Source organism: Paraburkholderia sp. 35.1, from assembly GCF_050436525.1.
Taxonomy (GTDB): domain Bacteria; phylum Pseudomonadota; class Gammaproteobacteria; order Burkholderiales; family Burkholderiaceae; genus Paraburkholderia; species Paraburkholderia tuberum.
The window spans coordinates 106,874-119,938 of the sequence record NZ_JBNDMJ010000002.1 but is presented as its reverse complement, the minus strand read 5'-3'; the positions used below and the strand labels follow the sequence as shown (position 1 = coordinate 119,938).

The 13,065-nt window shown below is 60.7% G+C and carries 17 protein-coding genes and 2 pseudogenes; 6 read left to right on the top strand and 13 right to left on the bottom strand.

Features of this window, described 5'->3' with window-relative positions; genetic code table 11:
• The first annotated feature begins 154 nt into the window (after positions 1 to 154).
• Complete coding sequence (locus OKW27_RS06395) at positions 155 to 892, top strand: dienelactone hydrolase family protein (protein WP_429332945.1); 738 nt, start codon at positions 155 to 157, stop codon at positions 890 to 892.
• Positions 893 to 1,041: 149 nt separating this feature from the next.
• On the opposite strand, the pseudogene OKW27_RS06390 reads toward OKW27_RS06395, so the two are convergent.
• Positions 1,042 to 1,156, bottom strand: a pseudogene (locus OKW27_RS06390) (integrase); the annotation flags it as partial.
• 275 nt (positions 1,157 to 1,431) lie between these two features.
• Here OKW27_RS06390 and OKW27_RS06385 point away from each other — a divergent pair.
• Complete coding sequence (locus OKW27_RS06385) at positions 1,432 to 2,139, top strand: IS6 family transposase (protein WP_429334559.1); 708 nt, start codon at positions 1,432 to 1,434, stop codon at positions 2,137 to 2,139.
• A 273-nt stretch (positions 2,140 to 2,412) separates the two neighbouring features.
• Here the strand turns inward: OKW27_RS06385 and OKW27_RS06380 are convergent, their stop codons facing one another.
• Genes OKW27_RS06380 through OKW27_RS06370 form a run of 3 tightly spaced genes read right to left on the bottom strand, consistent with a single transcriptional unit; the run spans position 2,413 to position 4,325 of the window.
• On the bottom strand, positions 2,413 to 2,571 hold the full coding sequence (locus OKW27_RS06380; RefSeq protein WP_429332944.1) for a hypothetical protein: 159 nt from the start codon (positions 2,569 to 2,571) through the stop codon (positions 2,413 to 2,415).
• A 48-nt stretch (positions 2,572 to 2,619) separates the two neighbouring features.
• On the bottom strand, positions 2,620 to 3,759 hold the full coding sequence (locus OKW27_RS06375; protein WP_187614604.1) for a patatin-like phospholipase family protein: 1,140 nt from the start codon (positions 3,757 to 3,759) through the stop codon (positions 2,620 to 2,622).
• Between the two features lie 59 nt (positions 3,760 to 3,818).
• Positions 3,819 to 4,325: a reverse transcriptase domain-containing protein gene (locus OKW27_RS06370; RefSeq protein ID WP_429332943.1), complete on the bottom strand. Its 507-nt coding sequence runs from the start codon at positions 4,323 to 4,325 to the stop codon at positions 3,819 to 3,821.
• On the opposite strand from OKW27_RS06370, the gene OKW27_RS06365 reads away from it, so the two are divergent.
• Together OKW27_RS06365 and OKW27_RS06360 are read left to right on the top strand one after the other, a co-directional pair.
• On the top strand, positions 4,324 to 4,572 hold the full coding sequence (locus tag OKW27_RS06365; RefSeq protein ID WP_429332942.1) for a hypothetical protein: 249 nt from the start codon (positions 4,324 to 4,326) through the stop codon (positions 4,570 to 4,572). The genes OKW27_RS06370 and OKW27_RS06365 overlap by 2 nt on opposite strands.
• A 603-nt stretch (positions 4,573 to 5,175) precedes the next feature.
• Positions 5,176 to 5,340, top strand: a complete 165-nt coding sequence (locus OKW27_RS06360) for a hypothetical protein (RefSeq protein WP_222944983.1) — start codon at positions 5,176 to 5,178, stop codon at positions 5,338 to 5,340.
• A 67-nt stretch (positions 5,341 to 5,407) separates the two neighbouring features.
• Here the strand turns inward: OKW27_RS06360 and OKW27_RS06355 are convergent, their stop codons facing one another.
• Together OKW27_RS06355 and OKW27_RS06350 are read right to left on the bottom strand one after the other, a co-directional pair.
• Complete coding sequence (locus tag OKW27_RS06355; protein WP_187613841.1) at positions 5,408 to 6,025, bottom strand: hypothetical protein; 618 nt, start codon at positions 6,023 to 6,025, stop codon at positions 5,408 to 5,410.
• Between the two features lie 178 nt (positions 6,026 to 6,203).
• Positions 6,204 to 6,716, bottom strand: coding sequence for a hypothetical protein (locus tag OKW27_RS06350; RefSeq protein ID WP_429332941.1), 513 nt, complete (start codon positions 6,714 to 6,716; stop codon positions 6,204 to 6,206).
• Positions 6,717 to 6,770: 54 nt separating this feature from the next.
• Between OKW27_RS06350 and OKW27_RS06345 the strand changes: the two genes are divergently transcribed.
• On the top strand, positions 6,771 to 6,971 hold the full coding sequence (locus OKW27_RS06345; RefSeq protein WP_187613839.1) for a hypothetical protein: 201 nt from the start codon (positions 6,771 to 6,773) through the stop codon (positions 6,969 to 6,971).
• 134 nt (positions 6,972 to 7,105) lie between these two features.
• Here the strand turns inward: OKW27_RS06345 and OKW27_RS06340 are convergent, their stop codons facing one another.
• The 7 genes and pseudogenes from OKW27_RS06340 to OKW27_RS06310 form a co-directional block, all read right to left on the bottom strand.
• Complete coding sequence (locus OKW27_RS06340) at positions 7,106 to 7,411, bottom strand: hypothetical protein (RefSeq protein ID WP_429332940.1); 306 nt, start codon at positions 7,409 to 7,411, stop codon at positions 7,106 to 7,108.
• Between the two features lie 46 nt (positions 7,412 to 7,457).
• Positions 7,458 to 7,718, bottom strand: a complete 261-nt coding sequence (locus OKW27_RS06335) for a hypothetical protein (RefSeq protein WP_187613837.1) — start codon at positions 7,716 to 7,718, stop codon at positions 7,458 to 7,460.
• A gap of 61 nt (positions 7,719 to 7,779) precedes the next feature.
• Positions 7,780 to 8,115: a hypothetical protein gene (locus OKW27_RS06330; RefSeq protein ID WP_429332939.1), complete on the bottom strand. Its 336-nt coding sequence runs from the start codon at positions 8,113 to 8,115 to the stop codon at positions 7,780 to 7,782.
• A 184-nt stretch (positions 8,116 to 8,299) separates the two neighbouring features.
• Entirely contained in the window at positions 8,300 to 9,868 is a 1,569-nt protein-coding gene (locus tag OKW27_RS06325) for a tetratricopeptide repeat protein (protein ID WP_429332938.1), read from the bottom strand.
• Positions 9,869 to 10,191: 323 nt separating this feature from the next.
• Positions 10,192 to 11,147, bottom strand: a pseudogene (locus OKW27_RS06320) (tyrosine-type recombinase/integrase).
• Positions 11,144 to 11,575, bottom strand: coding sequence for a DUF29 domain-containing protein (locus OKW27_RS06315; RefSeq protein ID WP_429332937.1), 432 nt, complete (start codon positions 11,573 to 11,575; stop codon positions 11,144 to 11,146). Before OKW27_RS06315 ends, OKW27_RS06320 begins: the two are co-directional and overlap by 4 nt.
• 68 nt (positions 11,576 to 11,643) lie before the next feature.
• A complete protein-coding gene (locus OKW27_RS06310) occupies positions 11,644 to 11,913 on the bottom strand; it encodes a hypothetical protein (RefSeq protein ID WP_429332936.1) in 270 nt (89 codons plus the stop codon).
• Between the two features lie 171 nt (positions 11,914 to 12,084).
• Between OKW27_RS06310 and OKW27_RS06305 the strand changes: the two genes are divergently transcribed.
• Complete coding sequence (locus OKW27_RS06305; protein WP_429332935.1) at positions 12,085 to 13,065, top strand: tyrosine-type recombinase/integrase; 981 nt, start codon at positions 12,085 to 12,087, stop codon at positions 13,063 to 13,065.

The window sequence follows — 13,065 nt, the reverse complement described above, 5'->3', positions numbered from 1 at the left end:
GAACCAGGTACAACGGCCATTCCCTGACCATTAGACGTTTGGCGAGACGAGGGATCGGTTTAATGACTCAGGAGGTTAAATACACACTGCTGACCGGAAACGGATGTTGACGATAGACTACTCTCGGCACACCCATCGGCAATAGGAGAATTTCATGCCCCACGAACGAGTGACTATTCGAACTCGCGACGGCGAATGCCCCGCGAATATTATGACGCCTGCTGGCGAGGGGCCGTGGCCACCGGTGATTTTCTTTATGGACGCTGGCGGGATCAGGCCTGCGGTGCTTGAGATGGCACAGCGCGTTGCAAACGCCGGCTACGTCGTGTTACTCCCCGACCTGTTCTACCGCTACGGCCCCTACGAAACCCTCGTGCCAGAGGAAGTGTTTAAGGGCGACGTGCGCGCAATTCTAGGCCCATTGATGGCTACGACAGGGAATGATAAGGCTGCGAATGACACCGAGGCCTTCCTGGCCTATCTCGATGCCCGCAGCGATGTTACGGGCACCAAGGTCGGCGCAATAGGTTTTTGCATGGGTGGCGGTATGGCGATTACCGCGGCGGCCACCTATCCTGATCGTTTTGTGACGGTCGCTAGCTTCCATGGTGGCAATCTGGCGACCGACGCGCCAACCAGTCCACACTTGCTCGCGTCCAACCTGAAAGCAGCGGTCTACCTCGCTAGCGCAGAGAACGATGACAGCTATCCGCCGGCGATGGCCAAGCGCCTGGAGAAGGCGTTCGTCGAAGCCGGTGTAAATTACCGCGCGGAAATTTACACCGCCGCTCACGGTTGGATGGTGCCGGACTTCCCGGTATACGACCATGCCGCCGCCGAGCGCGGGTGGGAAGCGTTGTTTGCGCTGCTGAATCAAAACTTGGGCGGTTGAAAATCAGTCCGACGCCAGAATGGCGTCTTTGAATGGCCGGTTTCAAGTGCGGAAGCCGCCGCTCGAGCGTCCTTGCAAACGGCCAGGCGAACGTCCCTTGGTGGCCGGGACAGCGCCCGATGCAGACCACCGTCCGGAGGTACCTCGGTTCAAACTTCGGTCTGCTCTGCCATCTCAAGGGCATCGTCGACCTCGATGCCACGGTACCGCACGGTGCTTGCACGTTTGGTATGGCCGAGGAGTCATCTGAACGGCGCGGAGGTGGTGCTCGGTCAGCCCGGTGGCAGATCAACTCACCTACTATCACGACGTTGAGGTGAACTTGAGCTTGCTGCCCTTACTGAGGAGATCGGCCGCCTGTGCCGCCATCGATTGCACGATTGATTCCGCACCCGGGCGGTCTTTTAACAGACCCACAGCCTCTCCGCAGATGACTGCAACCGTATCCAGGTCGTTCCGAGGTCTCTGGTGCAAATAGCGCGGGGGGCGAATCGGTTAAGCTGTCGGGCTGAACGAATTGAGAACCGACGATGAGCAAGCTGAAGAGCCTGGACGAACTGTTCGCAGGCCGTCACTTTGACCGCGATGTGATCATTCTGTGTGTTCGGTGGTACCTGCGCTACAAGCTTAGCCTGCGCGATCTGGTCGAAATGATGGCGGAACGGGGTCTGTCGCTGGCGCACACGACGATCCTGCGCTGGGTGCGGCGCTTTTCGCCGGAGTTCGTCAAACGGTGGAACCGCTTTGGCAGGCCCACCGGCCAGTCGTGGCGTGTCGACGAGACTTACCTCAAGCTGCGCGGCAAGTGGGTCTATCTTTATCGAGCAGTGGATCGGGTGGGCCAGACGGTAGACTTCATGCTCAGCGCCAGACGCGACGTGAAGGCGGCAAAAACCTTTTTCAGGAAGGCAATCAAACTTCAAGGCCAGCCACCGAAGACCATCACGCTTGATGGTTATGCAGCCTCGCACCGCGCCGTGCGCGAGATGAAGGCCGATGGCTTGCTGCCTGAGGACACGAAGATCCGATCCTCGAAATATCTCAATAATTTGGTCGAGCAGGACCACCGCAACATCAAGTCCCGGACGAAAGTCATGCTCGGCTTCAAACGTTTCAGGAACGCAGCGATTACTCTCTCAGGTATTGAGTTGGTCCATCGTATTCGCAAGGGCCAATTCAGCCTCGCGAAGCTCGGCCTCAAAGATACCGCTGCGCCCGCAGTTTGGGAGGCCGTCCTGTCTGCTTGATGAGGTATCCTTTCTATAACAAAAATCTCGTCCGGACCGCCTAATTGCACCAGAGCCGCGGCGCTTAGGTGGCGCCCAGATTCGCGCTTCGTGCACGGGCGGGAGAAGAACGAGCGGCGCAGCCTCGCTGCGGCGCCCGACGCCCGACGCCCCGCCATGTTGCCGGCTGCACAGCGAAGTCGCGCAAATCGGCGAGACCGCATCGCTGCGCACGTCCTCTCTCCTGGTGCACGGTGCACGGCCTTGGCCGCCCATTCGACCTGGCGCAGTGCATCAGCTGCGGCGGGCGGCCGAAGTAAAGTTCATCGCTGCGCGACGCGCTATACGTCGCCAGCCCTGATCCTGCGGACGGCCAATCAGCGCGGCCTTGCCTGCACCCGGAGCGTCGAAGAAAGTTGGCATTACGCCATCACCGGCCACCGGGAATTTCATCAATCGCATCATTCGGTCAACGGCGACGGGTCCTTATTCGGGCAGGCGTCAAACGCGTCTCTCACCGGTTACGTCTTCATCCGCGCTGTAGACGGTCAATCCTTCTACTGGGTCCATCGGTGCTTCCCACGGGCACGCGGCAATGGCCCGCATTGCTGCTTCATAGCCCGCGCGCTGTCGGGAAGCAATGCCGGCTGGGGTGAAATCGATATCCTTCAACTGGTCGTCCCCGTCCAGGCGGGGTGCAGCAAGTTTGATCATACGCATGGTGGTCTGGCACCCCCAGGCGGCAAGCTCCTGAACTTCGGACGAGGCGCGCTCGGCTTCCGGCAAGCGCTTAACCAGTTCGCGGATCACATGGCGGAGACGGTGTATCTGCTGCTGACGCGCGATGTGACTGTCGGTGCGACTGGCGTACTGGATGTCCTTTTGCCGTTCCGAGATCTGCCATATGCTTTCCGGCTCAGGGCCGATCGGGTTCCATACCTGTACCGAGAAGATGACCGAACTCTTGCGGGGCTTGTCGTCCAGCACCACCTCGACCGGGGTGTTGGAATAAACGCCGCCGTCCCAATACGGCTCTCCGTCAATCCGCACGGCCGGGAACGCGGGTGGCAGCGCGCCCGAGCTCATGATGTGCGAGGCATTCAGCCGTTGGTCGCGCGAGTCGAAGTAGCGCATCGCGCCCGTGCAGGCGTGAACTGCGCCCACGGTCAGTCGCGGATGCCCGGCGTTCAGCAGATCGAAGTCGACCAGCGAACAAAGCGTATCGCGCAACGGCGCAATCAGGTAATACGACGCTCGATCCACGCCGAGCCGGGCGAGCGGTCCGAGCCAGGATGCCGGATTGGGCTGGAAGAATCCCTCGATGCCGCCGCCGATGATCATCCATTTTGCAAAGATTTTGTCCCAGCCAGGCCAGGCAGCAGGCACGTCCAGGCGGGTGCGATCGGTCACCTGGTTCCAGAATTCCTCCAGCCGTCGATATCGGCGCTCCGGTGGATTCCCGGCGATCAAGGCTGCGTTGATCGCGCCAATGGAGGTGCCGATCACCCAATCCGGCTGTATGCCCGCTTCGTCCATCGCCTGATAGACACCAAGCTGATACGCGCCCAACGCCCCGCCACCCTGAAAGACGAGTACGACTTGCCCGGGCAACTCTGTGCGCGCTGGGGGGTTCACTCTCATCGATTGCCTCGCTGATCTTTTCGGTAGCGCGACCTGAGTAAGGCGCCCCACGCGCAGTTTCACAGTTGGGGGTAGCGGTGCGCGGGGCGAGCGCGAATCGATTGCCAGGATGCGATCCTGTTTCCCTGGCGTTGCGTGACGGCGTGCGACGATGGGACCCGAATGCCATTAGCAAGTGTAGGCGATCGACGCACGCTGACCTCCATTTCATCTGGCGACCAAGCGCGCTCAACCTCCGGTAGCGCATGGACTTTCTCAACCATGCGCCGAATACTCTTCTTCGACGGACGCATGCCCATACGGGCCTGGCCAGTCGTTGCTGAGTACATCCGCCCAAACGTGTAACCCAGGAAGTCGAATTCCCCTTCCGGAACCTTGCAGATTTGTGTCTTCTCCTCGTTGACCGTCAGCTTCAGCTTGCCCATGATTGCGCGCAGTTGCAGTATGGCCTCTTCGGCCTTGCCTCGCTTGCACAGGATCACCAGATCGTCCGCGTAGGTCACGATTCGACTGCCAAGCGTGCGCTGAAGTCCGAGCTTCTTCCATGCCAGCACAAACCGGCGCATGTACACGTTTGCCAGCAGTGGTGAGATGGGTGAACCGGCTACGCGCGTCCGCGATGAACTTGTCGCATGCAGCATTCGCCACCTGAGCCTCGGACACGATCCCGCTCAGTGCCGACACCTCGGCGGCCAGACTCTCGCACAGCGCGACTTCGCCGACGACGCCGCGCGCCGCGTGCTCAGCGAGGACGCCACGTGCGCCGTCCGCCTCGGCAAGCGCTGCACGCATTGCGGATATCTTGAGCGCTAGACGAACGCAGGCGTTGCTTTTCACCGCATCGAAAAAGTTGCGCTGCTCTGCGAGGTCTGCATCGGGTGACACGATTTGAGAAAGCTTGCTCATTGGAAGTCTTCGATTCGGGTTGAGAAGGCCCAATACTCACACCCGTCGAACGTGACACGGCTGAGCGTTTTCCAACTTCAGTAATCAAAATTGCAAACCGGCGTGGTTGCCTCGACGGTCTGAACGTGGCACGCGCGCTCCGTGCATGAAAATTCCGGTCAAACTCTTCGTTTTAAATCGTACCGAGTTCCTGTATGCCTCAACCAGCAAGCGTTTGGCGGGCAATGTCGAAGTCGAAAATGCGCAAATAATCATGCGACTTGACCGACATGCATGTGCGCCCGGATTGCTGTCGACCGAATGGCAACACGCCCCACAGTCCGTTCCGTATTGCAGATTGGCTAAAGGGTGCAGAAATTGCACCCGTCGCAAAGGGTGCAAACGGCGGCATAAAGGGCCCGACTGACGACAGAAAAGGGTGCAACAGCTATTGCGCCCGCAAATAACCATCAACAATCGTTAAAGAATCGTAAGCGTGCGATCGAGAGGTTGGCGGATCGTGGTGCAATCATGCTTCCACCGTTGGGGGAAACGTCTTTCCTCGGGGCCGATGGTCGTCGGCAGACGGTTGCCGACGACCGCATCGGCAAGCGTGACAGCTACGTGATCGGCGCGCAACTCTCGCCGGAATTCACCGCGCGTCTGGTTGATCGCCGGCAGGAACTTGAGACGTAGGTCGCCAAGCCCGCGCTCGACTTGAACGACCGGATGGCGTTGCGTGCGGCGCTATTTCGGGGTTGCGCTAAAAAGGCGGCAAGCTCAATCGTCCGGCTGGCGCCGAACCGACAACCACGTCCCCGCCGGACAACGGAGCCAATAGCCGCTCCACACGCGGCCGCGCCACCGCCAACGCAGTCCCGATCCCGCCCACCAGCCCCACCCCGTACAAGGCTAGGAAGCCCGTATAGGACATCGCCGGGGCGATAAGGCGCGCCACGCCTACAAAAGACGCATAGAGCCACGACACCGAACTGATGGCCCCCAACAAGACGCATATCGTCGCCGCCCGACGTGGGCGACGCTGCGGTGTGGTCAGCATCGGAAACGCGACTCGATGCAGCAGCAAGCCGTTCGCCGTCAGCAGGCATACCACTGTCAGCTTTGCAGCCAGCTTCGGCTTGGAGACCAGCACAGCCACGTGTAAGCCGGTGCCAAGCAGGATCATAGCGACGCCCGTTATCCAGAGCAGGCCGAGCAACCCTGCAATGGTACGTCCGGTGGTTTCCAGTCTGACGGCATCAATGCGCCGAGCTGTGAGCAGCGCCACGTCTTCCCGCAACACGCGCACGATGGCGAAGGCGAAGGCGAGGGTGTGGCTATACAACAAGAGCTGGCGAGCGGTGATGGTTAGCATGTTCATGACGGGCCTCACTTCCTTTTGAGGGTCTCGCCGACCGACTCCTGGCAGGCGGTGGGTGATCGTCTTTGGGGGTCGCGGCGTTCCATTTTCCGACCAGAGCCCACTGTGCCGACGGTTGCATTTAACGGCTTGCCGACTCGACCGTTCAAGGCGTCAATCCGGCTGGTGAGCGTGGCGGCTACTGCTCGACAAAGCTTCGCGAATCTGGCCAGCTCGATTTCTTATATGCGGCTGTCGATTCATCGTCCGTGCGAGCCGTTGGACTGCCATGGCGCAGTGCCAGGCCGTACAGTTCGTCAAGCTGCTTGTCTGTCGGGTATTCGAGCGCGATTGAGCCATACGTACGGGTGAGGGCGTCGAACGCTCTGGCTTCCGCGTCGGCAATCGTGGCGAACAGCGCCTCGTTCTTCGACATGAAAGCCACGGCCTTGACTGCGACCCGTTGGGCGCGTCGGGTAGCCATCGGGTCAGTTCTTGAACCAAAGGCGCGGCCAAGGAACTTCAGCAGCCGGTCGCACGCGCCATTCCTTTCCGTTGCCGCGGCCTTCAACGCGTCCTGCATATCTGCTTCGGCCTGGCCCGTGGCGCGCTGCGCGGCCATTGAAGCCTGACTCCCCGTATGGTCTTCCGGCAATTCCGGGCGCTTCGTTGCGGACACAACCAACTTCAACAGTTTTGCGAACTTGCTCACGGTAGGTCTCTCGTAGGGTCTTGTCGTTTTTTGATAGTGCAAGGAAGATGATAGATGGGCCATATGTTTTTAGTATGCACCTTGGAAAAAGCCTGTTTTGTTGTGTTGGAAAACGAACATAACGAGGGCAAGTACAAAAAGGTTCTAGAGCTGCATGAAGAGGTTGTCCCCGCTATGTTTTTATTCAACAGCAGCGTATCTGTCCGCCCAAACCGGCTCCATGTACACGCCCACGCCGACGTCAGCGGCCTGTAGCACGCGCTTGGCGGCCCGCCAGTACGGGCCGTTTCGCAGATATCACAGCACTGCTCACTGCGAGGCTGAGTTACGAATTCAGGGGATCAGGTCTGTCGCATGAAATTCACCCATGAGCGAGGCGGCGCGAGATTTCAGCCCGGGCCATCGGGCGTCAGTTGCGGCCACGCGATTGAAGAAGGTCCGCGCATCAGAGCAACTCCGTCCGTGAGCGCCTGCGCCGTTGCGCGCCATCTGTCGTCGCTCGTGCGATACAGCCAGCCTTCGCGAACGAGCAGTTCGAACAGGTCGCCGCGACGCAGATCGCCCCGTTTGGTGCGATTCCAAACCGTGGAATTGCTGCAATCAAAAAGCGCAGCAACGACTTCAACGGACACGCCAGCCGCGTTCGGCAGCGTGTCGAAGTCAGAGAGGGGTTTTTTAGCTTTCTTCGTTTTCATTGTATCGACGTGGAAATCGTCCGGGATTGGACGGGTCGATACGAATTTATGCTCGGAGCCTAGATTGAAAAACCTGCGTACGACGGAGGGCTTTCGACGCGGAAGGGAATGCGCTTGGGTCGCGTGACCACTCAGCGATTACCAAACGTTCAATTTTTTTCATGGCGGCATGGCGTTTTTCAAGCAATAGTTGTGATTTCCGCTTCCGCTCCTTGGCGGCGAACCCTTCTTTTTCAGCTAACGCCTTCGCTATTTCTCTGGCGGATAAATGTGAAAGGTGCTGTCTAAGTTGTTCCTGACGGTCCATGGCTTCCGCCGTCGTGACAGCTTCCATAGCCTCAACGGCCCAATAGATAGCCTGTTGCAATTCAAAGGAGACTGGAGGATGGGCCTTTGGATTCAGTCAGGGACACGAAGTCGTTTTCGTCGGAACTCGCGTGCGTGATGCGCGGAGCGACGCGGCTCAGTTCGGCCATGAAGTGACATTCGGACGCAACGAAGTTCGGACACTCAGGCGACTGTTGTGCCGCTGCAAGCAGCCATTGCGAAGCGGGAATGCTGGTCGCTTCATCGGCCATAGCCGACGCTCGCCGTTCAGCCGCTGTGCGGCTGCCGTGCATCGCTTTGCTGTCATTCGCGATGAGATGCAGTCGAACGTCGGCTTCCGGGAACGGTGAACGAGTCCTGCCGACCCTGAGCCGCATATCGAGTCACCATAGCGAATGTCCGTAAGAGAGCGGCGGATTCAACCGGTGTCTTCACCCGGCCATTCGACGCGCTTTGCTCGCTCAAAGCGGTTAATCGACCCGACGGAGATGACACGATCACATTTGCGGCTCAAACCCCCGCGAGCACATGAGTGGGCGCTCGCTGTACGTAGGGCGTCGTTCAGGCACCCCGCAATGCGTCGAGCTCTGCGCGAAGCGCAGCCACTACGCCAGTCCAATCACCTCGCGTCGTTTGTCGAAACAAGTGCGCCTGTGCGTACCATGGACTATCGCTTCTGTCGAGTTGCCATCTCCAGTCCGGCATGAACGGCAAAGCAATCCATACGGGCTTGCCGAGCGCCCCCGACAGATGCGCTACAGCCGTGTCGACGCTGATGACGAGGTCGAGGCGAGCGATCAGCGCAGCCGTCTCAGCGAACGTAGTGAGCCGCGTGGAAACATCACGCAGCACCGCGCGCTGCTCAAGCTGCGCGAGGCACGTACGATCACTGTCGCGTACATCCTGTTGCAGCGCGAAGAAGTCCGCGTCGGCATCTAACAACGGCTTCAGTTGCTTGAGCGACATAGACCGGTTGCAGTCATTTACATGCGTCAGGCTTCCCGACCATACGATCCCAACTCTCGGCCGTCGAGCAGAGCCTGCAAAAAGATCGTCCCATTGACGTACAAGCGCGTCGTCTGCGTGAATATATGGACCGGTCACCGCGAGATCGGGTGCACGAACCTTGAGCGCAAACGGTAGACTCAGGGTCGGAACGTGATAATCGAAATGCGGCACCTGTCCTGTCTCGCCGATGACTTCGGCCGCACCCTGATAATTCTTGAGAAGCGGCAGCAGTGCATCCTGAACACGCAACACGACCCGAGCTCCAACTGCACTGAGTCGATCCACGAAACGCACGAATTGCAGCGTGTCGCCGAACCCCTGCTCGTGATGAACGAGTATTGTCTTGTCACGTATCGGTTGGGTGCCGGTCCATAGGGTGTTCTGCGGAAAACCGTGGCTATCGGTGCCATCGCGCCAACGCCATTCATATTCGCGCCAGCCGTGTTCGAATTCGCCGAGCAGCAAATTCGTCTGAGCCCGATTGGTGCGGGCGCCGACGTCGTTCGGATCGAGCGAAAGCGCCTTCTTGAATTGAAGCAACGCCTCATCAAAGCGTCGCAGATCCCGCAACGCGACACCGAGATTGACGTATGCGCGCACGAAACGCGGCTTGAGCGCGATCGCCTGCCGGTAGGCATCCAGTTCCTCCTCATAGCGCTCCAACTTGCCGAGCAGCGCGCCCCGGTTGTAATGCGCTTCGGCTGAATGTGCCTGGATTTTGCACAGATGCACCAGGATTTCGAGTGCACGCTGCGGTTCGCCAAGCTGTATCAGCGACATTGCGACGCCATGCAATGAAGCGGCATGGTTTGGAAACTGGGCCAGGCAGCGCTCGAACAGCGCTATCGCATCATCGTGACGTTGCGCCAACTGACACACCTGCGCGGCGAAATTCAGGTGTTCCGCCGACATGGACATGTGCGCCGATGCCTGTATCAGATACGCCGCTGCGCGTGCATGATCGCCCTGTTTGGCCGCGATGTAACCGAGGCCCGCAAGAGCTTCACCGTGGTCGGGGACGCTTGCCAGAATACCGCTCAGCAGACGTGTTGCATCGTCGAATTGACCGGCCATGAGGTTCTTTTGCGCGGCAGCGAGAGCGTGTTCAGTGTCGTGATTCATGGCGATGTAGGGCGGCGCAGAATGCGATCTGTCGACGGGTGGGAAACGCCTCATTGTACGGCGTCGCGTAACGCGGGCCTTCAGATCGAAGCAATGGCAGCCGTCGGTTCTCTGCGTATGGAAATAGCGACGATTCCGGCGACGCGGAGCCCTGCAGTCCTCCTTTCCGATTGCTACGCAAGACAGGTCAACCCCAGTGGCTGTCGTATGTTGAATGGGGAACGGACGGTCGCAGGTTGGGTTCCGGCGGCTGCTTATGGCCGGTTGGAGACAATCGATTTACTATGGACTACGAAGCGAGTCGGGATAGGTGCTAGAGTGTCTTACACGCGGATCCGTTCCACCTCGTCCAGGCTGATCTCGTCGTGGCGCCGGTCATACAGCTGCGTGGTGCGCGTCGACGCATGATTGGCCATTGCTGCGGCGTTCTCGAGCGTGCCACCGTTCTTCAGATACGCGGTGATGCCGGTCGCGCGGAACGTATGGTTGCCGATGGCCGTGCCGATCCCGGCCGCCAGTGCCCGGCGCCGCACCATCGCATACGCGTTCGCCTGCGGCAGCGGGGTCGTGCTCAGCCGCCCGGTGCCACGCGCGATCGTGCGGAACAGCGGCCCCTTCGGATCGGCACCGATGCCCGTGCCATCGAGGTAGGCGTGCAGATACGCTTCCAGTGTATGGTGACACGGCATCTCGTGCCGCTTGCCGCCTTTCTCGCGCAAGCGCACCACAGCCGCCGGTGCTGCACATAGACGTCATCGACCCGCATCGCCAGCGCGGTCCCCACGCGCGCGAACGAAAACACCATCAGCGCAATCAGCGCACGGTCGCGCAGGCCCACGGGCGTCGTCACATCGATGCGGTCGAGCAGCTGCCGCGCCTCGCTCGCCTCGAGCACGGTGGTCTTGCCCTTACGTGCGCTGTGGCTCGGCCCGCGCACCGACGCAGCCGGGTTGTGCGGCACGATCTGGCCGGTGACGGGCCAGTCGAACAGATGGCGGATCGCCGCGAGCCGCTGCTTGACGGTCGGCGCCGACGACGTCTGCGTCTGCCGCTCGATCCAAGTGGCAACGTGCAGCGGCTGCACGGCCGTGATCGACGCGACGCCGGCGCCGGCGCACCTCGCGAGAAAATCCCCCGCGGCGCGCGCATGCGCACGACGCGTATGCGGGTTGCGGATCGCCGACGCGAAGAATTCCAGAAAACGGATACCCGCCCGTTCACCGGCGGCGATGACCAGCGCGGGTGGGGCAATGCTTTCGCGTAAAACCAGCTGCGTCATGGTTGGCCTGGCCAGAAAGCAGTATCGAGAATCTGTTCGCTGGTGAACGGGCACGCCGACGGCATCAGCGCGCGCGTGAGGCCGGTGGCGTCACACGCATCGTCCTGGGCGCGGCGCCACGCCCGGGTCAGCGTTTCGGGCCAGTCCTGGCGCAAGCTGGGCGCGTCGGCTAGCAGGCGCGGGATCATGTCGCGCTCTTCCTGGATCGTCACATACCACCTGGGCTGCCGGTCGCCCTCGAGCAGCGACCATTGCAGCAGCGACTGGATGAGCCGGGCCATGCGTTCGTCCAGTTCGCCGTGCAGCGCCCGCGCGAGCGCTTCGAGCTCTTCCGCGATGTTGTCGCGATCCAGGTCGGCCGCACCCGCCCGCAACCGGGCGGCCTGCTCGCGGGCCCATAGCGCAAAGTCCGTGTTGTAGTCCGTCATGTCAACGTCCTGTATCCGGACGCGCCGGGCGCCCCCGCAGACTGTGTGAGACCACCACGGGCCAGCGACTACACCCCCAGGAGCTTGCCGACCGTCTCACTGAACTCGCTGGTCGCGTTGTCGACCGCTTCGTCAGCCTCGTCGTCCAGGTTGTCGACGTTTTCATCGAGGACCTCCTGCAGCCTCAGGTATGCGGCAACAATGCCGTCCAGCTGGTCACTGCCCACGCGCGCATACACCGCCTCCCCCAGCGCTTCCATGAAGTCCCCCCGGCTGCCACCAATCAGGCCGTCTGCGTTGTTTTCCAAATCGTCCTTGAACTGCTCGACATCGGCCATGTTGGCGCTCCAGAAAAGTGAGGTCCGGCGTAGCCGGATATGACGGGCGATCGCAGGCGCGGCCGCTCGTGAAAGTGTGCCTGCTCCGGCGTCCCCTGCACATCCGGCCGGACACTTCTTCTATATCTGATAAAGGACATTGAACTAAACCGCTGACGCGGTAGCAGGTGGTTGGCCAACGGCGTCGGCTTCGGCATCGTTGACGGCGAGCATTTCTTCGAATGCGACGATGGCAGTGCAGTTTCTGCCCTGTCCATTTCGAAGGAGTCCGCCATGACGGCATTACGTCGACGCATGATCGAGGATATGCGCGTGCGCAACCTCGCGGCCAATACCCAGCGCGCCTACCTGCAGCAGGTCCGCGGCTTCGCCCAATACTTCGGACGTTCGCCTGCGCTGCTGGGCCCGGAGGAGATTCGCGCTTACCAGGTGCACCTCGCTGAATTCCAGCAGCGTTCCCGGAGCACGCTGGTGGTGGCCACGGCGGCGCTGCGCTTCCTGTACACCATCACGCTCAAACGCGACTGGCCGATCGACGAGATCCCCATGTCGAAGGTACCGCGCAGACTTCCGGTGATTCTTAGCCCCGACGAGGTGACGCGGTTTCTCGAATCGATCAGAAGCGTCAAGCATCGCAGCCTGCTAATGGTGGCGTACGCGGCTGGCCTGCGCATCTCGGAAGCAACCCGCCTGAAGGTCAGCGACATCGACAGCCAACGCATGGTACTGCGTGTCGAACAGGGCAAGGGCGACACCGACCGCTACGTCATGCTTTCGCCGCGACTGCTGGAGATCCTGCGCAGCTACTGGCGTATCGGCCGGCCACAGTACTGGCTGTTCCCCGGGCGGTTTCCTGACCAGCCCATCGATCCAGCAACGATACGCCTGGCGTGCCAGCAAGCGCGTCGCCGTGCCGGCATCAGCAAATCCATCACTCCGCACTCCTTGCGTCACGCGTTTGCGACGCACCTGCTCGAATCAGGTACCGATGTGCGGACCATCCAGTTACTGCTCGGCCATCGCAGCCTCGCCACCACGTCGCGCTATCTGAAGGTCGCAACCAGCACCGTCTGCGCGACGACCAGTCCGTTCGACCGACTGCCTCAACAATCTCCTACATCGATCTGCTCCGCGCCGCCGTCCGTAAGCTGA